Genomic DNA, 20,152 nt, shown 5'->3' on the forward strand with positions numbered 1-20,152 from the left:
ATGCCCATCGCGACGGTGAACCCGGCGACCGGCGAGACGCTCGAAACCTTCGACGCCCTGGGCGCCGAGGAGGTCGAACGCCGGATCGCAGCCGCCGACGCCGCCTTCCGCACCCACCGGACCACCTCGTTCGCGGACCGCGCCCGGCTCATGCACCGGGCCGCGGACCTGCTGGAGGAGGACCAGGAGGACATCGCGCGGACGCTGACCACCGAGATGGGCAAGCCGGTGAAGCAGGCCCGCGCGGAGGTCGCCAAGTGCGCCAAGGCGATGCGCTGGTACGCCGACCGCGCGGAGCGGCTGCTCGCCGACGAGGAGCCCGACGCCGGCGACGTGAAGGACTCCGGCGCCTCCCGCGCCGTGGTCCGCTACCGGCCGCTGGGCCCGGTGCTGGCGGTCATGCCGTGGAACTTCCCGCTGTGGCAGGTGATCCGGTTCGCCGCGCCCGCGCTGATGGCGGGCAACGTGGGCCTGCTCAAGCACTCCTCGAACGTGCCGCGCACGGCCCTGTACCTGGAGGACCTGTTCCGCCGGGCGGGCTTCCCCGAGGGCTGTTTCCAGACGCTTCTGGTCGGCTCCTCCGAGATCGAGAAGATCCTGCGCGACCCGCGGATCAAGGCCGCCACGCTCACCGGCAGCGAGCCGGCGGGCCGCTCGGTCGCCTCCGTCGCCGGGGACGACGTCAAGAAGACGGTGCTGGAGCTGGGCGGCAGCGACCCCTTCGTCGTGATGCCGTCGGCGGACCTGGACCGGGCGGTGCAGACGGCGGTGACGGCCCGGGTGCAGAACGCCGGCCAGTCGTGCATCGCCGCCAAGCGGTTCATCGTCCACACGGACGTCTACGACGCCTTCGCCGAACGCTTCACCGCCGGGATGAAGGCGCTGAAGGTGGGCGACCCGATGGACGAGGACACCGAGGTCGGCCCGCTGTCCAGCGCCAGTGGCCGCGAGGGCATGGAGGAGCTGGTCGCCGACGCGGTCGAGAAGGGCGCCACCGTGCTGTGCGGCGGGAAGCGGCCCGAGGGCCTGCCCGACGGCGGCTGGTACTACGAGCCGACCGTGCTCGCCGGCATCACCCCCGAGATGCGCGTCCACCACGAGGAGACGTTCGGCCCCGTCGCCACGCTCTACCGCGCCGAAAACCTGGACGACGCGGTGCGGATCGCCAACGACACGCCCTTCGGCCTCAGCTCCAACGTCTGGACGCGCGACGAGGCCGAGGTGGACCGCTTCGTACGGGACCTGGAGGCGGGCGGCGTCTACGTGAACGGGATGACGGCCTCCCACCCGGCGTTCCCGTTCGGCGGGGTCAAGCGCTCCGGTTACGGGCGCGAACTGTCGGGTCACGGAATCCGCGAGTTCTGCAACATCACCACGGTATGGCACGGAGCGTGAGCGTTCCGCAGTTACGCTTCGTCCTGTGAACCGCGAAGTGACCCTGCCCCTGATCGTCGACCACCGCGGAACGTTCCAGGTCGCGGCCGCCGACGTCAGCAAACTGCTGCGCACGGTCGGCGGCCGGTGGCTGCGCCTGGTGGAGGCCGGCCAGGACGGGCTCGACGAGGACACCGTGGCGACGCTGACGATCGAACTCGCCAAGCTGGCGGACCGCATCGACGTGGCGTGCATCGCGCACAGCAGCGGAACCGCACCGGACTGACGTCACGCCGGGCGCCCCGCCCCGACGCCCTGCCGGAGCGGTGCCCGACAGGGCGTCGGGGAAACGCCGCGCCCCGCTCCGCACCGGATACCCGGGCGACACGACCGACCGGTGCAGCGCCGGGACGACGACACGGCCGTCCGGCGCCGCGCCCGGGACGGCGACACGACCGGCCGGCGTTCCACCCGGTCGGCCGAGCAGAGCGACCGGACGACGCCGCGCCGGACCGGGCGGGACCGTGCGGCCGGCCCGTACCGCGCCCGCCGGGCACCGAACCCTGGACGACGCCGCGGGCCGGACGGTTCGGCGTCGTAAAGCCAAGCGGCGCCGTCGCCCGCCGGGCGGGGCGGCCCTAGCGGCCGGCGGTCCGCTCGCCCCGCTCCCGGTCGGTCTCCCACAGCGTGTGCCAGAACATCGACTCGTAGCTCCGCAGCAGCCGCCCGTACCGGTGGACCAGGTCCTCGTGCACCCGGCCCGCCTCCAGGCCGGCCCGCACGGCGGCCTGCGCCCTGTGCTCCAGGTCCGGCGCGGGCCCGGCGAAGAGGTCGAAGAAGGCGCACGCCTCGTCGTCGAAGCCGTAGTGCTGCCGCAAGGCGCGGGCGACGGTCTCGCAGTACCCGCCCCAGGCCGCGAAGTTCGCGGTCAGCGCCAGGACCACGTCCACGGGATCCGCGTTCAGGGCGAGCCAGGCCACGTACGCGGGGTACGCCCGGCAGCCCGCGAGCGGCTCGTGGGCGTCCGCCGCCCCGGGCCGGTCCGCGCCGCAGGCGGTGAGCAGCGGGCCGAGCCGCCGTCCGGCCTCCTCCTCGCCCTCGGCGAGCGCGCGGAAGTACGCGGCGCACTCCGGCCCGGCGTCCGGCCGCCCGGCCAGGTGCAGGAACGCGCGCCGGTCGGCGGCGACCACCTCCCGCTCCTCCAGGGCCAGCGCCGCGAGCGTCTCCCGGCGGGCCGCGCCCCGGGCGATCAGCGGCACGAGCCGGTTGGCCGCGGGGTCCGGCGCCAGCCGCCCCGTGGTGGTCCTCAGCAGTTCGACAGCCGTGGTCATCGCCGTGCTCCTTCGGCTCCGCGGGCCCCGCTCCCGGCCCTTCCAGGCTCTCACGCCGGCGTGCCCCGGGGGCCGCCGGGCGGGCCGTCGATTTGGAGTAGTTCGGCGCGATATCTCCGCATCACAGAGCGATCGCCGGTGGTAGCGTCACCCCTCCCCCGAGGGCACCAGGCCTTCGGCGGACAGAGGAAGGCACAGGCCCATGGCGACTTTGTGCAGGCCCTCGGTTTCCGTTCCGGAACACGTGATCACCATGGAGGAGACGCTTGAGCTGGCACGCACCCGCCACTCCGACCACCCCCAACTGCCGCTGGCCCTGAGGCTGATCGAGAACACCGGCGTACGCACCCGGCACATCGTGCAGCCCATCGAGGAGACCCTGAAGCACCCGGGGTTCGAGGAGCGCAACAAGGTCTACGTGGCCGAGGCCAAGGCCCGTGTCCCCGCCGTCGTACGGGCGGCGCTCGACGACGCGGAGCTCCTCCCGACCGACATCGACGTGATCGTCTACGTCTCCTGCACGGGTTTCATGATGCCCTCGCTCACGGCCTGGCTGATCAACACCATGGGGTTCGACAGCACCACCCGGCAGATACCCATAGCCCAGCTGGGCTGCGCCGCCGGGGGCGCGGCCGTCAACCGGGCGCACGACTTCTGCTCGGCCTATCCGACGGCCAACGCCCTGATCGTGGCCTGCGAGTTCTGCTCGCTGTGCTACCAGCCGACCGACCTCGGCGTCGGCTCGCTGCTGTCCAACGGCCTGTTCGGCGACGGCGTCGCCGCCGCGGTGGTCCGCGGCCGGGGCGGCACGGGCATGACGCTGGAGCGCAACGGCTCCTACCTGATCCCGAAGACCGACGGGTGGATCGCGTACGACGTACGGGCCACGGGCTTCCACTTCATGCTGGACAAGCGGGTGCCCACCACGATGGAGCCGCTCGCCCCGGTCCTGCGCAAGCTGGCGAGTTCGCACGGCTGGGACGCCTCCGACCTGGACTTCTACATCATCCACGCGGGCGGTCCGCGCATCCTGGACGACCTCAGCAAGTTCTTGCAGATCGACCCGTACGCCTTCCGTTTCAGCCGGGCCACGCTCACCGAGTACGGCAACATCGCCAGCGCCGTCGTCCTGGACGCGCTGCGGCGGCTGTTCGACGAGGGCGGTGCCGCGCACCGGGCGCGCGGGATGCTGGCAGGTTTCGGCCCCGGCATCACGGCCGAGATGGCGTTGGGCCGCTGGCAGCACGCGGCCGTGCAGGAGGCGGTGTGAACACAGTGGAACAGCAGGTCCCCGACGGGGCGGTGCCGCCCGTGCGGCACTGGCCGGCCCTCGACCTGGACGGGGTCGACTTCGACCCCGTCCTGGCCGAGCTGATGCGCGAGGGCCCGGTGACCCGCATCCGGCTCCCGAACGGCGAGGGCTGGGCGTGGCTGGTGACGCGCCACGACGACGTGAAGTTCGTGACGAACGACGCGCGCTTCAGCCGCGAGGCCGTCCTGGGACGGCAGGTCACCCGGCTCGCGCCGCACTTCGTCCCGGCCGCCGGGGCGGTCGGCTTCGCCGATCCGCCCGACCACACCCGGCTGCGCCGCTCGGTGGCCGCCGCCTTCACCGCGCGCGGCGTGGAGCGGCTGCGCGACAGCGCCCGCGAGACGCTGCACGGCATGGTGGACGACATGCTGCGCGCCGGACCGCCGGCCGATCTGACCGGCGCGGTGCTCGGCCCCTTCCCCATCGCCGTCATCTGCGAGCTGATGGGCGTCCCGGCCGCCGACCGGGAGCGCATGCACACCTGGACGCAGCTGATCCTGTCCTCCGCGCACGGCGCGGCGGTCAGCGAGCGGGCCCGGGACGAGATGGCCGCGTACTTCGGGAAGCTGGTCGGCGACCGGCACGGCAGCACCGCCGAGGACGTGGCGTCGCTGCTCGGCGCCGCCGTGGGCCGGCAGGAGCTGACCGCCGAGGAGGCCGTCGGACTCGCGGTGCTGATCCAGATCGGCGGCGAGGCCGTCACCAACAACTCCGGCCAGATGTTCTACGTCCTGCTCACCCGCCCCGACCTGCTCCGGCGGCTGCGGGAGGAGCCGGAGGCGCGTCCCGGGGCGATCGACGAGCTGCTGCGCTGGATCCCGCACCGCAGCGCCGTGGGCCTGTCCCGCATCGCGCTGGAGGACGTGGAGATCAGGGGCGTGCGGATCGGTGCGGGCGACGCGGTGTACGTGTCGTACCTGGCCGCCAACCGCGACCCGGACGTGTTCCCCGACCCCGGGCGGATCGACATCGACCGCAGTCCGAACCCGCATCTGGCCTTCGGGCACGGACCGCACTACTGCGTGGGCGGGTTGCTGGCGCGCCTGGAGTCGGAACTGCTGGTGGACGCCCTGCTGGACCGGGTGCCCGACCTGCGGCTCGCGGTGGCTCCGGAGCGGGTCCCCTTCCGCAAGGGCGCCCTCATCCGCGGGCCCGAGGCCCTGCCCGTCGCCTGGTGAGCGCCTCATGACCGCACTGGAGGGGCTGTTCGTGCCGCCGGGCCACGGGCGGACGGTGCGCACCCCGGCCCAGCACGTGACGTTCAAGGTGACGGGTACGCACTCGCGCACGGCGTCCAGCTTCGAGGTGGTCGTGCCGCCCGGCTTCGACGTGGGCGCCCACGTGCACACGCGCAGCGAGGAGCTGTTCTACGTGCTGGAGGGCGAGCTGGACGTCCTCGCCTTCGAGCCGCGCGTGCGCACCCGGAACGGCTGGCGGCACTGGGAGTCCGCCTCGGGGGGCCGTGTGGTGCGGGCGGTCCCGGGCACGGTCGTCGTGGTGCCGCCGGGCTGCCCGCACGCGTTCGCCAATCCCACCGGCGAACCGGCGAAAATGTTCTTCCAGGCATCTCCGCCGCCCGACCACGAGCGGTACTTCGAGGAGCTGCTGGAGATCCTCGGCGGCGGCGGGCCGCCCGACCACGCGGCGATCGAGGAACTGCGCGCCCGCTACGACATCGAGCAGCTGACGCCGCTCAGGCACAGCGGGGCGCCCCCTCCCGACCCTGGTTAGCGGGGCGCCCCCTCAGGTCGGTCCCTAGCGGATCGGCATGCCGGCGAGGGTGCGGGCGATGACCAGGCGCTGGATCTCGCTCGTACCCTCGAAGATCGTGTAGATCGCGGCGTCGCGGTGCATGCGCTCCACCGGGTACTCGCGGGTGAAGCCGTTGCCGCCCAGGATCTGGACCGCCTGGGCGGTGACCTTCTTCGCCGTCTCGCTGGCGAACAGCTTGGACATCGAGCCCTCGGCGGCGGTGAACGGCTTGCCGTTCACCGCCATCCAGGAGGCGCGCCACACCAGCAGGCGGGCGGCGTCGATCGAGGTGCGCATGTCGGCGAGCTGGAAGGCGACGCCCTGGTTGTCGATGATCGGCCGACCGAACTGCACGCGGGTCCTGGCGTACTCCAGCGCCTCCTCGTACGCGGCGCGGGCGGTGCCGACCGCCATGGCGCCGACGGCCGGGCGGGACGCCTCGAAGGTGGCCATCGCGGCGTTCTTCACGCGCTCGCCGCCCGACCTGGCGCGCTCGCGGGCTCGGGCCAGGCGCTCGTCCAGCTTCTCCTTGCCGCCGAGCAGGCAGCTGCCGGGGACGCGGACGTCGTCGAGGACGACCTCGGCGGTGTGCGAGGCGCGGATGCCGTGCTTCTTGAACTTCTGGCCCTGGGACAGGCCCGGCGTGTTCGGCGGCACGATGAAGGAGGCGTGGCCCTTGGAGCCCAGCTCGGGGTCGACGACCGCGACGACGACGTGGACGTTGGCGATGCCGCCGTTGGTCGCCCAGGTCTTGGTGCCGTTCAGGACCCACTCGTCCTTGGCCTCGTCGTAGACGGCGCGGGTGCGCATGGAGGCGACGTCGGAGCCGGCGTCGGGCTCGGAGGAGCAGAAGGCGGCGACCTTCACGTCGTTCGCGTCGCCGTACATCTGCGGGATCCAGGTGCCGATCTGCTCGTCGGTGCCGTTGGCGAGGACGCCCACGGCGGCCAGGCCGGTGCCCACGATCGACAGGGCGATGCCCGCGTCGCCCCAGAACAGCTCCTCCATCGCCATCGGGATGCCGAGGCCGGTGGGGTCGAAGTACTGCTGCGCGTAGAAGTCCAGGGAGTAGATGCCGACCTTCGCGGCCTCCTGGATGACCGGCCAGGGGGTCTCCTCGCGCTCGTCCCACTCGGCGGCCGCGGGGCGGATCACGTCCGCGGCGAACCCGTGGAGCCAGTCGCGGACCTCCTTCTGCTCGTCGTTGAGCTCCATGGTGAACTCGGCCATGACCCCTCCAGCGCTGCACTCACATGTTACTTACGGTAACAGAGTCTGTTACTCGTCGGTAGAAGATGTCAACTCCCCTCCCGCGCGCGTCAGCCCGTTCGCTGCAGGTCCGCCCGGGGGTGTTACGTTGCGCAGGCGTCACCGAAACAGCACGGGTGGGGAGAACTCATGGACACCACGCAGCGGACCGATCAGGAGAGGTCCGCCGACCGTCGCCGGCGCGAACTGCTGGAGGCCGCCGACCGGGTGGTGCTCCGCGACGGCCCCGGCGCCTCGATGAACGCCATCGCGGCCGAGGCCGGGATCACCAAGCCCATCCTGTACCGGCACTTCGGCGACAAGGGGGGACTGTACGCGGCCCTCGCCAAGCGGCACACCGACGCCCTGCTCGAGGCGCTGCGGGCCGCCCTGGACGCCCCGGCCGAGCGCCGGGAGCGGGTGGAGAACACCCTGGACACCTACCTCGCCGCGATCGAGGCACGCCCCCAGGTGTACCGCTTTCTGATGCATCCGTCGGAGGCCGGTACGCCGAACGACCAGGGCTTCGACGTCGGGCTGCACTCCGTCCCCCTGCTGCGCCGCATGGGCGAGGAGCTGGCCGAGGTCATCGAGGAGCGCGTCGACCTCGGACCCGCGGGACAGCAGCTCGCCCGGGTGTGGGGGCACGGCATCGTCGGCATGATGCACGCCGCGGGCGACTGGTGGCTGGGCGAACGCCCGTGCTCGCGCGCGGAGTTGGTGCGCGGCCTGGCCGACCTGCTGTGGGGCCGCCTGGCGGCGGCCGGCGACAAGGTGGGCGGGCCCGGATTCTGACCCGCGCCCCGCGACCCGCGACCCGCGGCCCCGCGGGTCGCTCCGGCGGGCGGTCAGGAGGCCCGCGACCCGTCGTTCCAGGGCGCCCTGGCCGCCGCCCGCAGCACCCTGCGGCGGCGCCAGCCCCTGACCCGGTCCGTGTAGACCCGGCCGTCGAGGTGGTCGCACTCGTGCTGCAGGCAGCGGGCGAAGAAGCCGGTGCCGTGCACCCGCACCGGGCCGCCGTCCAGCGTGACGCCCTCGACCACCGCGGAGTCGTACCGCTCCGTGCCCGCCTCCAGGCCCGGCAGGGACAGGCAGCCCTCCGGGCCGCGCAGCACCACGCCGTCCGCCTCGACGAGGCGCGGGTTCACGATGTGGCCGAGGTGGCGGACGTCCTCGTCGTCGGGGCAGTCGTACACGAAGACCCGCAGCCCCTCCCCCACCTGGTTCGCGGCCAGGCCCACCCCCCGGGCCGCGTACATGGTGGCGAACATGTCCTCGACGAGGCGGGCGAGTTCGGGGCCGAAGTCGGTGACGTCCTCGCACGGAGTGTGCAGAACGGGGTCGCCGAGCAGGGTGAGCGGCCGGACGCGCCCCGCGGCGCCCGGGATCGAGCCGTGTCGCATGGCCGCAAGCGTACGGTTCCCGAGGCCGTGGGGGCGCCGGGGAGGTGGCGCGGGTTCGGGACGGTGCACGGATCTCGATAGGCTGAGGACCACACGTTGCCGGGGAGCAGGGGCGGCGCCGTACGCAAGGAGGATCGGGAACTGATGGCAGGCAACTCGGACCCGCTGTCGCCGCGGGCCAAGCTGGCCGTGACGGCGGGCAGGGCCGTCGCGGCGGCATCGCGCGCCGCGGGGCGGGGCAGCGGATCGGTGATCGGCGGCCGGGTGGCGCTCAAGCTCGACCCCGACCTGCTGGCCAGGCTGGCCCAGCACCTGGACGTGATCCTGGTCTCGGCCACCAACGGCAAGACCACGACCACGCGGCTGATCGCCGAGGCGCTGCGCGCCGCGGGACCGGTCGTGTCCAACGCGCTCGGCGCCAACATGCCCGCGGGCATCACCTCGGCGCTGGCCGGCGGCTCCGACGCCAAGTACGCGGTGATCGAGGTCGACGAGAAGTACCTGGCGGGCGTCGCCCGGGACACCGACCCGAAGTGCATCGCGCTGCTGAACCTCTCGCGCGACCAGCTCGACCGGGCCGCCGAGACCCGGATGATGGCCGAGCACTGGCGCGAGGGCCTGGCGGGCTCGAAGGCCGTCGTGGTCGCCAACGCCGACGACCCGCTGGTGGTGTGGGCCGCGTCCTCCTCGCCCAACGTGGTGTGGGTGGCCGCCGGGCAGATGTGGAAGGACGACGCCTGGTCCTGCCCGTCCTGCGGCGGTGTGATGCAGCGCCCGGGCGACGACTGGTTCTGCGGCGAGTGCGGCTTCCGCAGGCCCACGCCGAGCTGGGCGCTCTCCGGCGACCACGTGCTGGACCCGCACGGGTCGGCCTGGCCGATCCACCTCCAGCTGCCCGGCCGCGCCAACAAGGCCAACGCCGCCTCGTCGGCCGCCGTCGCCGCCGTCTTCGGCGTGCCCCCTCAGGTCGCCCTGGAACGCATGTACCAGGTGCAGGCGGTGGCGGGCCGCTACGACGTCGTGCAGTTCCAGCAGCGCGACCTGCGGCTGCTGCTGGCCAAGAACCCCGCGGGCTGGCTGGAGACGTTCTCGCTGATCGACCCGCCGCCGACCCCGGTGATCCTGTCGGTGAACGCGCGCAGCGCGGACGGCACCGACACCTCCTGGCTCTGGGACGTCGACTACACGCGCCTGACCGGCCACCCGATCTTCGTCCTCGGCGACCGCAAGCTGGACCTGGCCGTGCGCCTGGAGGTCGCGAACCAGTCCTTCCAGGTCTGCGACACCCTCGACCAGGCGGTGCAGCTCGCCCCGCCGGGCCGGATCGAGGTCATCGCGAACTACACCGCGTTCCAGGACCTGCGCCGCCGGGTCGGCAACTGATCGACAAGGACGATGAGCATGAGTGACAACCAACTGCGTCTGGTGTGGATCTACCCGGACCTGCTGAGCACCTACGGCGACCAGGGCAACGCCCTCGTCGTGGAGCGCCGGGCGCGCCAGCGCGGCCTGGACGTGGCCCGGCTCGACGTGCGCAGCGACCAGCCGATCCCCACCTCCGGCGACATCTACCTGATCGGCGGCGGCGAGGACCGGCCGCAGCGGCTCGCGGCCGAGCGGCTGCGCCGCGACGGCGGCCTGCACCGGGCGGTGGGCAACGGCGCGATCGTCTTCTCGGTCTGCGCCGGCTACCAGATCCTCGGCCACGAGTTCATCAACGACCTCGGGCAGCGCGAGCCGGGCCTCGGCCTGCTCGACGTGGTCTCCACGCGCGGCGAGGGCGCCCGCTGCGTCGGCGACGTGCTGGCCGACATCGACCCCCGGCTGGGCCTGCCGCCGCTGACGGGCTTCGAGAACCACCAGGGCGTCACGCACCTCGGCCCCACCGCCCGCCCCTTCGCCCAGGTCAAGCTCGGCAACGGCAACGGCACGGGCGACGGCACCGAGGGCGCGTACAACGACACCGTCTTCGGCACCTACATGCACGGCCCCGTGCTCGCGCGCAACCCGCAGATCGCGGACCTGCTGCTGAAGCTGGCCCTCGACGTGAACGCGCTGCCGCCGACCGACGACCGCTGGTACGAGGCCCTGCGCAACGAGCGGATCTCCGCCGCCCAGGAACCCGCCTGAGCGGCCGTGCCGCCACCCGCCCCAGTGGCACCCGCCGCCCCGCCCGGAGTCGTGCGCACCGGTGCGGGGCGGGCCCGTATGGAGGGGTTCGTGCTCACTTGTGCGGGTGTGTCCAGCAGGCGGACGCGCGGTGTGGAGCGGCCCCCCGGCGCCGGTAGGGTGTCGGCGTCCGACCGGACGAGGGCGTCCGGTCCCGGCCCTCGTTGAGAAGGTTGTTGCGCCTCATGCGTATTGGTGTCCTCACCTCCGGAGGCGACTGCCCCGGACTGAACGCCGTCATCCGGTCCGTCGTGCACCGCGCCGTCGCCGACCACGGCGACGAGGTCATCGGCTTCCGGGACGGCTGGAAGGGCCTCCTGGAATGCGACTACCTCAAGCTCGACCTCGACGCGGTCAGCGGCATCCTCGCCCGCGGCGGCACCATGCTCGGCTCCTCCCGCGTCCAGCCCGCGCATCTGCGTGACGGGGTGGAGCGGGCCCGCGGCCACGTCGAGGAGCTCGGCCTGGACGCGATCATCCCGATCGGCGGCGAGGGCACGCTCAAGGCGGCCCGGCTGCTCTCCGACAGCGGCCTGCCGATCGTCGGGGTGCCGAAGACCATCGACAACGACATCGCGGTCACGGACGTGACCTTCGGCTTCGACACCGCCGTCGGGGTCGCCACCGAGGCCCTGGACCGGCTCAAGACCACCGCCGAGTCGCACCAGCGGGTGCTGATCGTGGAGGTCATGGGCCGGCACACGGGCTGGATCGCGCTGCACTCCGGCATGGCCGCCGGCGCCCACGCGATCGTCGTGCCGGAACGTCCCTTCGACATCGAGGAGCTGGCCGCCAAGGTCGGTGAGCGCTTCTCGGCGGGCAAGAAGTTCGCCATCGTCGTGGCGGCCGAGGGCGCCAAGCCCCGGCCGGGCACCATGGACTTCGACGAGGGCGGCAAGGACGTCTACGGCCACGAGCGCTTCGCGGGCATCGCCCGGCAGCTCGCCCTGGAACTGGAGCAGCGCCTGGGCAAGGAGGCCCGCCCGGTGATCCTCGGGCACGTCCAGCGCGGCGGCACCCCGACCGCGTACGACCGGGTCCTGGCCACCCGCTTCGGCTGGCACGCGGTGGAGGCCGTGCACCGCGGCGAGTTCGGGCGCATGACGGCGCTGCGCGGCACCGACATCGTGATGGTGCCGCTGGCCGAGGCCGTGGAGACGCTCAAGACCGTGCCGCGGGAGCGGTACGCCGAGTCGGAGTGCGTCCTGTAGTGCCGTGACCCACCGGGCCGGAGCCCGCCCCCGGTCGCGGTCGCGACCGGGGGCGGTTCTACTCTGGTGCGGACGGACAGCACACACCCTCCCCCTTGGGGAGGTACCCCCACGAATCAGGAGCCGGCGATGGATCACAGCGGGCACGGCACGATGACGGATCTGCCGCCGTTCACGCTGGGGCGGGGACTGGAGTGGTCGGCGGACCCGTTCTTCCTGGTCGCCTGCCTGCTCGGGCTCGGCCTGTACGGATGGGGCGTCGTCCGCCTCGTGCGGCGCGGCGACAAGTGGCCGGTGGGCCGCACCGTGGCCTACGTCGTGGGCGTGCTGACGATCATGCTGGTGATGTGCACGGGGCTCAACGACTACGGCATGGTCATGTTCAGCGTGCACATGGTGCAGCACATGGTGATCAGCATGCTGTCGCCGATCCTGGTCCTGCTGGGCGCGCCGATCACCCTGGCGCTGCGCGCGCTGCCGGTGGCGGGCCGGGGCCGCAAGGGGCCGCGCGAGCTGCTCCTCGCCCTGCTGCACAGCCGCTACATGCGGGTGATCACCCACCCGGTCTTCACCATCCCGCTGTTCATCGCGAGCCTGTACGCGCTGTACTTCACGCCGCTCTTCGACTTCCTGATGGGCTCGAAGACCGGCCACATCGCGATGATGGTGCACTTCCTCGCCGTCGGCCTGGTCTTCTTCTGGCCGATCATGGGCGTGGACCCGGGCCCGCACCGCCCCGGCCACCTGATGCGGATGCTGGAGCTGTTCGCGGGCATGCCGTTCCACGCGTTCTTCGGCATCGCGCTGATGATGGCGTCCGCGCCGATGGTCGAGGCGTACGAGAACCCGCCCGCCTCCCTCGGCATCGACGCGCTCTCCGACCAGAGCGCGGCGGGCGGCATCGCCTGGGCGTTCAGCGAGGTCCCGTCCGTGCTGGTGCTGCTCGCGCTGCTCTTCCAGTGGTACCGCTCCGAGCAGCGGCAGGCCCGCCGCAAGGACCGGGCCGCGGACCGCGACGGCGACCGCGAGCTCGCCGAGTACAACGCCTATCTGGCCTCCCTGAACGCCCGCGGGAACTGACGCCGCGCGCGTCCCCGCCCTCCGTGCGGGGGGCTCCTGTGTGATCCGTACCGCCCGACCGGCTCTGGCGGACGGACCGGCGGCGGGCGAGAATGGCCCGAGTCCAGGGGCCGCGCGCGGCGGACCCGCCGGGAGGAGGGTGTCGCGATGCCCGGTTCCACGAAGGCGATGGGGGTGCTGACCGTCGGGGGGCTCGTCGTGGTGACGGCCTACACGGTGGCGCTCGGCGGCAACGGCTGGCTCTGGTTCGGCTGGATCGTGCTCGGCCTGATCACGCTGGCGATGGTGGTCTCCCGCAACGGCTGAGCCGCCGCCGCGCGACGCCGCCGCACCGGGCCGGCCGGGCCGCGTCCTCACCGGGGCAGCCGGCCCGCCGAGTGCACGCCCGGCTGGTACTTGGGCAGCCGTACGGTGATCTTCATGCCGGCGCCCACGGCCGTCTCGATGACCAGGCCGTGGTCGTCGCCGTAGACCTGGCGCAGCCGGTCGTCGACGTTGGACAGGCCGATGCCGCCGGACGGCTCGCCCTCCCCGGCGAGGATGCGGCGCAGCCGCTCGGGGTCCATGCCCGCGCCGTCGTCCTCGATGACGACCAGCGCCTCGGCCCCCGCGTCCCGGGCGGTGATGCCGATGCGGCACGTGGCGACCGTGCCGTCGCCGCCCTCCAGACCGTGCTTGACGGCGTTCTCCACCAGCGGCTGCAGACACAGGAACGGCAGCGCGACCGGGAGCACCTCGGGGGCGATCTGCAGGGTGACCGACAGGCGGTCGCCGAAGCGGGCCCGGACCAGGGCGAGGTAGTGGTCGATGGCGTGCAGCTCGTCGGCGAGCGTGGTGAAGTCGCCGTGCTTGCGGAACGAGTAGCGGGTGAAGTCGGCGAAGCCCAGCAGCAGCTCGCGGGCGCGCTCGGGGTCGGTGCGCACGAAGGAGGCGATCACCGCCAGCGAGTTGAAGATGAAGTGCGGGGAGATCTGGGCGCGCAGGGCCCTGATCTCGGCCTCGATCAGCCGGGTGCGGGACATGTCGAGGTCGGCCAGCTCCAGCTGGACCGAGACCCAGCGCGCGACCTCCCCGGCGGCCCTGACCAGCACGGCGGACTCGCGGGGCGCGCAGGCGACGAGCGCGCCGTGCACCCGGTCGTCGACGGTGAGCGGGGCGACGACGGCCCAGCGCAGCGGGCAGTCGGGCGCGTCGCAGTCCAGGCGGAAGGCCTCGCCCCGGCCGGTCTCCAGGGGTCCGGCCAGCCGCTCCATGATCTGCGTGCGGTGGTGCTCGCCCGCGCCGTCCCAGGCCAGGACCTCGTCCTGGTCGGTGAGGCAGAGGGCGTCCGTGCCGAGCAGGGTGCGCAGCCGGCGGGCCGACCTCCGGGCCGTCTCGCCGGTCAGCCCGGCGCGCAGCGGCGGCGCCGCCAGGGAGGCGGTGTGCAGGGTCTCGAAGGTGGCGTGCTCGACCGGGGTGCCCAGGCCGCCGAGGCCGGCGGTGCGGGCGGTGCGGCGGCCCAGCCAGAAGCCGGCGGCCAGCAGCGGCAGCGCGGCCACGCAGAGCCCGGCGAGGAATCCGCTCATGCCCGCGCCTCCGTACGGACCTCGTCCGCGGCGAGGGCCTCCGGCAGGTGGAACCGGGCGAGGATCGCCGCCGTGCCGGCCGGCACCCGGCCGGGCGTGGCCAGCGACACCAGGACCATCGTGAGGAAACCCAGCGGCACGGACCACAGCGCGGGCCAGGCCAGGAGCGCGTACAGGGGGCCCGCGTGGGGTGTGCCCGCCATGGTCACGGCGACCGCCAGGAGGGCGGAGCCGCCGCCGACGAGCATCCCGGCGGCCGCGCCCGGCGGGGTCAGCCGCCGCCACCAGATCCCGAGGACGAGCAGCGGGCAGAACGAGGAGGCGGAGACGGCGAAGGCGAGCCCCACGGCGTCCGCGACCGGCAGGCCGCCGACCAGGGAACTCGCCGCGAGCGGCACCGCCATCGCCGCCGCGGTGCCCAGCCGGAAGTGCCGCACCCCCCGCGCGGGCAGCACGTCCTGGGCGAGCACCCCGGCCACCGCCATGGTCAGCCCCGAGGCGGTGGACAGGAACGCGGCGAAGGCGCCCCCCGCCACCAGCGCGCCCAGCAGGTCGCCGCCGAGCCCGCCGATCACCCGGTCGGGCAGCAGCAGCACCGCCGCGTCGGCGTCCCCGGCGAGGGTCAGCTCGGGCGCGTACAGCCGGCCGAGCGCGCCGTAGAGGGGCGGCAGCAGGTAGAAGGCGCCGACGAGGCCGAGCACGGCGACGGTGGTGCGGCGGGCGGCGACGCCGTGCGGGCTGGTGTAGAAGCGGACGACGACGTGCGGCAGACCCATGGTGCCGAGGAAGGTGGCGAGGATCAGTCCGTAGGTGGCGTACAGCGGGCGGTCCTCGCGGCTCGCGGCGGGCGGGGCGGACAGGGCGCCGTCGCCGGCGCGGTCGGCGGCGGGGACCCGGTCGCCGGGGGCGAAGGCCAGCCGGGCGCCCTTCTCCACCCGGTGCGGGCCGGCGGCGAGCCGGACCTCCTCGCCCTCGAGGCGCCGCCCGTCGACGGTGCCGGTGACGGTGACGGTCAGCGGCTCCTCCAGGCTCAGGTCGACTCCGGCGTCCACGCGGACGGTGCGGTGGTCGCGGAAGGCGGGCGGCTCGTCGAAGGCGTGCCGCGGGGCCCCGTCGCCCCGCCAGGCGAGGACCAGGAAGAGGGCGGGCACCAGCAGCGCGGTGAGCTTGAGCCAGTACTGGAAGGCCTGCACGAAGGTGATGCTGCGCATGCCGCCCGCGGCGACGGTGGCGACCACGACGACCGCGACGATCACGCCGCCGAGCCAGCCGGGCGCCCCGGTGAGCACCGTCAGCGTCAGCCCGGCGCCCTGGAGCTGCGGCAGCAGGTACAGCCAGCCGACGCCCACCACGAAGGCGCCCGCGAGCCGCCGCACCGAGGGGGAGGCGAGCCGCGCCTCGGCGAAGTCGGGCAGCGTGTACGCGCCGGAGCGGCGCAGCGGGGCGGCCACGAAGAGGAGCAGCACCAGGTATCCGGCCGTGTAGCCGACCGGGTACCAGAGCATGTCGGGGCCCTGGACGAGGACGAGGCCCGCGATGCCGAGGAAGGAGGCGGCGGAGAGGTACTCGCCGCTGATGGCGGCCGCGTTCAGGCGCGGTCCGACGGTGCGGGAGGCCACGTAGAAGTCGGAGGTGGTGCGGGAGATGCGCAGGCCGAAGGCGCCGACGAGGACGGTCGCGACGACGACGAGGGCCACCGCGGTCACGGTGTAGGTCCGGTCCACGCCGCTCAGCGGTCCTCGACCAGGCGGACGAAGTCGCGCTCGTTGCGCTCGGCGCGGCGCACGTACCAGCGGCCCAGCAGCACCAGCGGCGGGTAGACGCAGAAGCCGAGCACGAGCCATTCGAGGCCCGCCCGGTCCCGGGTGGCGGCGAACAGCAGCGGCAGCGGGCCGACGAGCAGCGCGAGCACGGCCGCCGCCGTGAGGGCGGCGCGCAGCTGGCTGCGCATCAGCGAGCGGACGTAGGTGTGGCCGAGGGTGGTCTGCTCGTCGATCTCGGTGCGCGGCCGGTAGCCGGTGAGCCGGCGGGTGCGGCGCGGCGGGCCGGTGACGACCACCCGGCGCTCGGTCGGGTCCTGCGGCAACGTGTCCTCCCTCAGCCCGCGGTCCGGCGCATCAGCAGGTCCCGCAGCTCACGGGCGTGGCGGCGGCTGACCTGGAGTTCGACCGGGCCGACCAGGACGCTCACGGAGCCGGCCGCGAGCCGCAGCTCGGTGATGTGGCCGAGGGAGACGAGGTGGCGGCGGTGGATGCGGACGAACCCGCGCGAGCGCCAGCGCTCCTCCAGCGTGGACAGCGGGATGCGGACGAGGTGGCTGCCCTGGCCCGCGGTGTGCAGGCGGGCGTAGTCGCCGCGGGCCTCGACGTGGGTGATGTCGTCGACGGGCACGAAGCGGGTGACGCCGCCGAGCTCGACGGAGATGTGGTCGGGGTCGGGCTCGTGCACGGGGATCGGCGGGGCGGTGCCGCGCAGTGCGGCGGCCCGGCGCACGGCCTCGGCCAGCCGCTCGGTGCGCACGGGCTTGAGGACGTAGTCCACCGCCTTGAGGTCGAAGGCCCGTACGGCGAAGTCCTCGTGGGCGGTGACGAAGACGACCAGCGGCGGCCGGGCGAACCCGGTGAGCAGCCGGGCCATCTCCAGGCCGTCGAGTCCCGGCATGTGGATGTCGAGGAAGACGACGTCGATGGCGTCCGGGCCGCCGGGCCCCGAGTCCAGGGCGCGGCTGATGCGGCGCAGCGCCGCCGTGGCGTCGCCGGCGCCCTCCACGCCGGCGATCCTCGGGTCGGCGTCGAGCAGGTACAGCAGCTCCTCCAGGGAGGGTTGTTCGTCGTCGACGGCGAGGGCGCGCAGCATGAACGTGGAGTGTAGGAGGAAACCGCACGCAATCCCATGTGCGGAGCGTGGTCGTCGCCGCTGGATACAGTGCGGGCATGACGAGCAAGTCCGCGCCCTTCGACGACCTGGACCGCCGGATCATCCAGGCGCTGACGGACAACGCCCGCACCAGCTTCGCGGAGATCGGCGCGGCGATCGGCCTGTCGGCGACCGCGGTCAAGCGCCGGGTGGACCGGCTGCGCGAGACGGGCGTGATCACCGGCTTCACCGCCACGGTGAAGCCGGCCGCGCTGGGCTGGCGCACGGAGGCGTACGTCGAGGTGTACTGCGAGGGCGCGGCGCCGCCGCGGCGGCTGGCGGAGGTGGTGCGCAACCATCCGGAGATCACCGCGGCGATGACGGTGACCGGCGGCGCGGACGCCCTGCTGCACGTGCGCGCCACGGACGTGGAGCACTTCGAGGAGGTCCTGGAGCGCATCCGCACCGAGCCCTTCATCCGCAAGACGATCAGCTACATGGTCCTCTCGCACCTGCTGCCCGACAGCCCCGAGGCGGGGGCGAGCCAGGCGGCCCCCGAGCCGGAGCACTGAGGAACCATTCCCTCCGCACGAAACGCAACGATCGTGCGCACAGTGCCGGGAAAACGCACGACCCATGCGCCGACGCGCAGCTCTCGTTCCTTGTCCCGCTCCTCCCCCGCTTCCTACCGTTGAGGCATCCCAGCAGCCACCGCCGGAAACGGAGGTACCCCTCTGTGCCCACGTCCCGCGTGCCGCGCCCGCGGCGCTTCCTGGTCTGCGAACCGCGTCACTTCTCCGTCGAGTACGCCATCAACCCCTGGATGCACCCGGAGGCCCCGGTCGACGCCGGCCTGGCCCGCGGCCAGTGGGCGGAGCTGGTCCGCGCCTACCGCGCGCACGGCCACACCGTCGAGCAGGCGGAGCCGGTCGCCGGGCTGCCCGACATGGTGTTCGCCGCGAACTGCGCGCTCGTCCTCGGCGGCCGCGTCCTCGGCTCGCTGTTCCACGCCCCGCAGCGCCGCCCCGAGTCGACGGCGTACGACACCTGGTTCAAGGGCGCGGGCTTCGAGGTGCACCGCCCGGAGTCGGTGTGCGAGGGCGAGGGCGACCTCGTGCCCGTGGGCCGGCTGCTGCTGGCCGGCACCGGCTTCCGCACCACGTGGGCCGCCCACCACGAGGCGCAGGAGTACTTCGGCGTGCCGACGGTGAGCCTGCGACTGGTGGACCCGCTCTTCTACCACCTCGACACCGCCCTGTTCGCGCTCGACGAGGACAACGTCGCCTACTACCCGGGCGCCTTCTCCCCGGGCAGCCGCGAGGTGCTGCGCCGCCTCTTCCCCGACGCCGTCCTCGCCACCCGCGAGGACGCGCTGGCCTTCGGCCTGAACTCCGTCTCCGACGGTCTGAACGTCTTCATGTCGCCGCGTGCCGAGGCCCTCGCCGGGGAACTCGTCCGCCACGGATACCGCCCCGTCCCCGTCGACCTGTCGGAGCTGCACAAGGCCGGCGGGGGCATCAAGTGCTGCACCCAGGAGATCCGCCCATGACCCTCGCCCCCGCTCCCCGCGCCGCCCGTTCCTCCGCCGAGCTGATCGACGCCGAGGCCCCCGTCCTCGCGCACAACTACCACCCGCTGCCCGTGGTCGTCGCGAGCGCCGAGGGCGCCTGGGTCGAGGACGTCGAGGGCCGCCGCTACCTGGACCTGCTGGCGGGCTACTCGGCCCTCAACTTCGGCCACCGCCACCCCGTCCTGGTCGAGGCCGCGCACCGGCAGCTCGACCGCCTCACCCTCACCTCCCGCGCCTTCCACCACGACCGCCTGGCCGGCTTCGCCGAGGGCCTGGCCGCACTGACCGGCCTGGACATGGTGCTGCCGATGAACACCGGCGCCGAGGCCGTGGAGAGCGGCGTCAAGGTGGCCCGCAAGTGGGCGTACGACGTGAAGGGCGTGCCCGGGGACCGGGCGACGATCGTGGTGGCGGCCGGCAACTTCCACGGCCGGACGACGACGATCGTGAGCTTCTCGACCGACGAGACGGCCCGTGCGGGCTTCGGCCCCTTCACGCCCGGCTTCCGGGTCGTCCCCTACAACGACCTCGCCGCACTGGAGGAGGCGGTCGACGGAACGACGGCCGCGGTGCTGCTCGAACCGATCCAGGGCGAGGCCGGCGTGGTCATCCCCGACGACGGCTACCTCGCCGGCGTCCGGGAGCTGACGCGGCGCGCGGGCTGCCTGTTCGTCGCGGACGAGATCCAGTCGGGCCTGGGCCGCACGGGCCGCACGCTGGCCGTCGACCACGAGGGCGTGGTGCCGGACGTGGTGCTGCTCGGCAAGGCGCTCGGCGGCGGCATCGTCCCGGTCTCGGCGGTCGTGGCGCGCCGCGAGGTGCTCGAGGTGCTGCACCCGGGCGAGCACGGCTCGACGTTCGGCGGCAACCCGCTGGCCGCCGCGGTCGGCTCGGCGGTGGTGGAGCTGCTGGAGACCGGCGAGTTCCAGCGCCGGGCCACGGAGCTGGGCGCGGTCCTGCGCGACGGGCTGGACGCCCTGGTGGGCAAGGGCGTGGTGGCCTTCAGGGCGCGCGGGCTGTGGGCGGGCGTCGACGTCGACCCGGCCATCGGCACGGGGCGCGAGATCGGCGAGCGCCTGCTGCGCGAGGGCGTCCTGGTCAAGGACACGCACGGCTCCACGATCCGGATCGCCCCGCCGCTGACGATCACGGCCGAGGAGCTGCAGGAGGCGCTGGGGGCGCTGGAGAAGGTCCTGGCGTCGGGGGCCTGACGGGTCCCGGGCGGGGAAGGGAGCGCTCCCGCACGTGGTGACTCCGGCGACGGCCGCCCCTACACTGATC

Annotated in this window: 21 protein-coding genes; 14 read left to right on the plus strand and 7 right to left on the minus strand. The window is 73.5% G+C overall.

Translation table 11 applies throughout. From position 1 onward, the window contains the following. Nucleotides 1-1,395, plus strand: coding sequence for an NADP-dependent succinic semialdehyde dehydrogenase (locus tag IE271_RS17250; protein WP_190191212.1), 1,395 nt, complete (start codon nucleotides 1-3; stop codon nucleotides 1,393-1,395). Between the two features lie 25 nt (nucleotides 1,396-1,420). Beyond that, nucleotides 1,421-1,660, plus strand: a complete 240-nt coding sequence (locus tag IE271_RS17255) for a DUF6213 family protein (protein WP_190191213.1) — start codon at nucleotides 1,421-1,423, stop codon at nucleotides 1,658-1,660. Nucleotides 1,661-2,012: 352 nt separating this feature from the next. Here IE271_RS17255 and IE271_RS17260 read toward each other — a convergent pair whose 3' ends face one another. Beyond that, nucleotides 2,013-2,705, minus strand: coding sequence for a transcriptional regulator (locus IE271_RS17260; protein ID WP_190191214.1), 693 nt, complete (start codon nucleotides 2,703-2,705; stop codon nucleotides 2,013-2,015). Between the two features lie 202 nt (nucleotides 2,706-2,907). Here IE271_RS17260 and IE271_RS17265 point away from each other — a divergent pair, with 202 nt between their 5' ends. From IE271_RS17265 to IE271_RS17275, 3 genes are read left to right on the plus strand one after another with little or no spacing between them, the layout of a single operon-like run. Next, entirely contained in the window at nucleotides 2,908-3,975 is a 1,068-nt protein-coding gene (locus IE271_RS17265; protein WP_190191215.1) for a type III polyketide synthase, read from the plus strand. Nucleotides 3,976-3,980: 5 nt separating this feature from the next. Next, on the plus strand, nucleotides 3,981-5,195 hold the full coding sequence (locus IE271_RS17270; RefSeq protein ID WP_229919389.1) for a cytochrome P450: 1,215 nt from the start codon (nucleotides 3,981-3,983) through the stop codon (nucleotides 5,193-5,195). 7 nt (nucleotides 5,196-5,202) lie between these two features. After that, nucleotides 5,203-5,748: a cupin domain-containing protein gene (locus IE271_RS17275; protein WP_190191216.1), complete on the plus strand. Its 546-nt coding sequence runs from the start codon at nucleotides 5,203-5,205 to the stop codon at nucleotides 5,746-5,748. A gap of 24 nt (nucleotides 5,749-5,772) precedes the next feature. Here IE271_RS17275 and IE271_RS17280 read toward each other — a convergent pair whose 3' ends face one another. Then, nucleotides 5,773-6,999 (minus strand): acyl-CoA dehydrogenase family protein, encoded by a 1,227-nt coding sequence (locus IE271_RS17280; protein WP_190191217.1) that lies wholly within the window; start codon nucleotides 6,997-6,999, stop codon nucleotides 5,773-5,775. Nucleotides 7,000-7,167: 168 nt separating this feature from the next. On the opposite strand from IE271_RS17280, the gene IE271_RS17285 reads away from it, so the two are divergent. Next, the gene (locus tag IE271_RS17285; protein WP_190191218.1) at nucleotides 7,168-7,812 is read left to right on the plus strand and encodes a TetR/AcrR family transcriptional regulator; all 645 of its coding nucleotides are present in this window, start codon (nucleotides 7,168-7,170) and stop codon (nucleotides 7,810-7,812) included. Between the two features lie 53 nt (nucleotides 7,813-7,865). On the opposite strand, the gene def is transcribed toward IE271_RS17285, so the two are convergent. Beyond that, on the minus strand, nucleotides 7,866-8,420 hold the full coding sequence (gene def / locus IE271_RS17290) for a peptide deformylase (protein ID WP_190191219.1): 555 nt from the start codon (nucleotides 8,418-8,420) through the stop codon (nucleotides 7,866-7,868). 144 nt (nucleotides 8,421-8,564) lie between these two features. Between def and IE271_RS17295 the strand changes: the two genes are divergently transcribed. From IE271_RS17295 to IE271_RS17315, 5 genes are all read left to right on the plus strand, one after another. After that, nucleotides 8,565-9,803 (plus strand): MurT ligase domain-containing protein, encoded by a 1,239-nt coding sequence (locus IE271_RS17295; protein ID WP_190191220.1) that lies wholly within the window; start codon nucleotides 8,565-8,567, stop codon nucleotides 9,801-9,803. An 18-nt stretch (nucleotides 9,804-9,821) separates the two neighbouring features. Further along, nucleotides 9,822-10,550: a type 1 glutamine amidotransferase gene (locus IE271_RS17300; protein WP_190191221.1), complete on the plus strand. Its 729-nt coding sequence runs from the start codon at nucleotides 9,822-9,824 to the stop codon at nucleotides 10,548-10,550. A 224-nt stretch (nucleotides 10,551-10,774) separates the two neighbouring features. After that, nucleotides 10,775-11,800 (plus strand): 6-phosphofructokinase, encoded by a 1,026-nt coding sequence (locus IE271_RS17305; RefSeq protein ID WP_190191222.1) that lies wholly within the window; start codon nucleotides 10,775-10,777, stop codon nucleotides 11,798-11,800. A gap of 129 nt (nucleotides 11,801-11,929) precedes the next feature. Beyond that, nucleotides 11,930-12,880 (plus strand): cytochrome c oxidase assembly protein, encoded by a 951-nt coding sequence (locus tag IE271_RS17310; protein WP_190191223.1) that lies wholly within the window; start codon nucleotides 11,930-11,932, stop codon nucleotides 12,878-12,880. 147 nt (nucleotides 12,881-13,027) lie between these two features. Next, on the plus strand, nucleotides 13,028-13,186 hold the full coding sequence (locus IE271_RS17315; protein WP_190191224.1) for a hypothetical protein: 159 nt from the start codon (nucleotides 13,028-13,030) through the stop codon (nucleotides 13,184-13,186). A gap of 47 nt (nucleotides 13,187-13,233) precedes the next feature. On the opposite strand, the gene IE271_RS17320 is transcribed toward IE271_RS17315, so the two are convergent. Genes IE271_RS17320 through IE271_RS17335 form a run of 4 tightly spaced genes read right to left on the minus strand, consistent with a single transcriptional unit; the run spans nucleotide 13,234 to nucleotide 17,301 of the window. Continuing rightward, entirely contained in the window at nucleotides 13,234-14,445 is a 1,212-nt protein-coding gene (locus tag IE271_RS17320; RefSeq protein ID WP_190191225.1) for a sensor histidine kinase, read from the minus strand. Beyond that, nucleotides 14,442-16,169 (minus strand): sodium/solute symporter, encoded by a 1,728-nt coding sequence (locus tag IE271_RS17325; protein ID WP_190191226.1) that lies wholly within the window; start codon nucleotides 16,167-16,169, stop codon nucleotides 14,442-14,444. Before IE271_RS17325 ends, IE271_RS17320 begins: the two co-directional genes overlap by 4 nt. Before the next feature lie 5 nt (nucleotides 16,170-16,174). Next, nucleotides 16,175-16,531 carry a hypothetical protein gene (locus tag IE271_RS17330; RefSeq protein WP_190191227.1) on the minus strand — a complete coding sequence of 119 codons (357 nt, stop codon included), beginning with the start codon at nucleotides 16,529-16,531 and terminating at the stop codon, nucleotides 16,175-16,177. A gap of 11 nt (nucleotides 16,532-16,542) precedes the next feature. Beyond that, nucleotides 16,543-17,301, minus strand: a complete 759-nt coding sequence (locus IE271_RS17335; RefSeq protein WP_190191228.1) for a LytR/AlgR family response regulator transcription factor — start codon at nucleotides 17,299-17,301, stop codon at nucleotides 16,543-16,545. Nucleotides 17,302-17,378: 77 nt separating this feature from the next. On the opposite strand from IE271_RS17335, the gene IE271_RS17340 reads away from it, so the two are divergent. The 3 genes from IE271_RS17340 to rocD all read left to right on the plus strand — a co-directional run bounded on the left by IE271_RS17340 (nucleotide 17,379) and on the right by rocD (nucleotide 20,082). Then, nucleotides 17,379-17,873: an Lrp/AsnC family transcriptional regulator gene (locus IE271_RS17340; RefSeq protein ID WP_190191229.1), complete on the plus strand. Its 495-nt coding sequence runs from the start codon at nucleotides 17,379-17,381 to the stop codon at nucleotides 17,871-17,873. A 164-nt stretch (nucleotides 17,874-18,037) separates the two neighbouring features. Then, nucleotides 18,038-18,850 carry a dimethylargininase gene (gene ddaH / locus IE271_RS17345; RefSeq protein ID WP_190191230.1) on the plus strand — a complete coding sequence of 271 codons (813 nt, stop codon included), beginning with the start codon at nucleotides 18,038-18,040 and terminating at the stop codon, nucleotides 18,848-18,850. Continuing rightward, entirely contained in the window at nucleotides 18,847-20,082 is a 1,236-nt protein-coding gene (rocD, locus tag IE271_RS17350) for an ornithine--oxo-acid transaminase (RefSeq protein WP_190191231.1), read from the plus strand. The genes ddaH and rocD overlap by 4 nt, the downstream gene beginning before the upstream one ends. Nucleotides 20,083-20,152: the final 70 nt, after the last annotated feature.

It is taken from the genome of Streptomyces minutiscleroticus, assembly GCF_014650875.1.
In the GTDB taxonomy this organism is placed as follows: Bacteria; Actinomycetota; Actinomycetes; order Streptomycetales; family Streptomycetaceae; genus Streptomyces; species Streptomyces minutiscleroticus.

Excerpts from the sequence above, each read along its gene's own strand:
- IE271_RS17315 (WP_190191224.1), top strand. The coding sequence starts at position 13,028 with ATGCCCGGTTCCACGAAGGCGATGGGGGTGCTGACCGTCGGGGGGCTC.
- IE271_RS17320 (WP_190191225.1), bottom strand. The coding sequence starts at position 14,445 with ATGAGCGGATTCCTCGCCGGGCTCTGCGTGGCCGCGCTGCCGCTGCTG.
- IE271_RS17250 (WP_190191212.1), top strand. The coding sequence starts at position 1 with ATGCCCATCGCGACGGTGAACCCGGCGACCGGCGAGACGCTCGAAACC.
- IE271_RS17280 (WP_190191217.1), bottom strand. The coding sequence starts at position 6,999 with ATGGCCGAGTTCACCATGGAGCTCAACGACGAGCAGAAGGAGGTCCGC.
- IE271_RS17340 (WP_190191229.1), top strand. The coding sequence starts at position 17,379 with ATGACGAGCAAGTCCGCGCCCTTCGACGACCTGGACCGCCGGATCATC.
- IE271_RS17310 (WP_190191223.1), top strand. The coding sequence starts at position 11,930 with ATGGATCACAGCGGGCACGGCACGATGACGGATCTGCCGCCGTTCACG.
- IE271_RS17285 (WP_190191218.1), top strand. The coding sequence starts at position 7,168 with ATGGACACCACGCAGCGGACCGATCAGGAGAGGTCCGCCGACCGTCGC.
- IE271_RS17260 (WP_190191214.1), bottom strand. The coding sequence starts at position 2,705 with ATGACCACGGCTGTCGAACTGCTGAGGACCACCACGGGGCGGCTGGCG.
- rocD (WP_190191231.1), top strand. The coding sequence starts at position 18,847 with ATGACCCTCGCCCCCGCTCCCCGCGCCGCCCGTTCCTCCGCCGAGCTG.
- def (WP_190191219.1), bottom strand. The coding sequence starts at position 8,420 with ATGCGACACGGCTCGATCCCGGGCGCCGCGGGGCGCGTCCGGCCGCTC.
- IE271_RS17265 (WP_190191215.1), top strand. The coding sequence starts at position 2,908 with ATGGCGACTTTGTGCAGGCCCTCGGTTTCCGTTCCGGAACACGTGATC.
- IE271_RS17295 (WP_190191220.1), top strand. The coding sequence starts at position 8,565 with ATGGCAGGCAACTCGGACCCGCTGTCGCCGCGGGCCAAGCTGGCCGTG.
- IE271_RS17335 (WP_190191228.1), bottom strand. The coding sequence starts at position 17,301 with ATGCTGCGCGCCCTCGCCGTCGACGACGAACAACCCTCCCTGGAGGAG.
- IE271_RS17275 (WP_190191216.1), top strand. The coding sequence starts at position 5,203 with ATGACCGCACTGGAGGGGCTGTTCGTGCCGCCGGGCCACGGGCGGACG.
- IE271_RS17305 (WP_190191222.1), top strand. The coding sequence starts at position 10,775 with ATGCGTATTGGTGTCCTCACCTCCGGAGGCGACTGCCCCGGACTGAAC.
- IE271_RS17300 (WP_190191221.1), top strand. The coding sequence starts at position 9,822 with ATGAGTGACAACCAACTGCGTCTGGTGTGGATCTACCCGGACCTGCTG.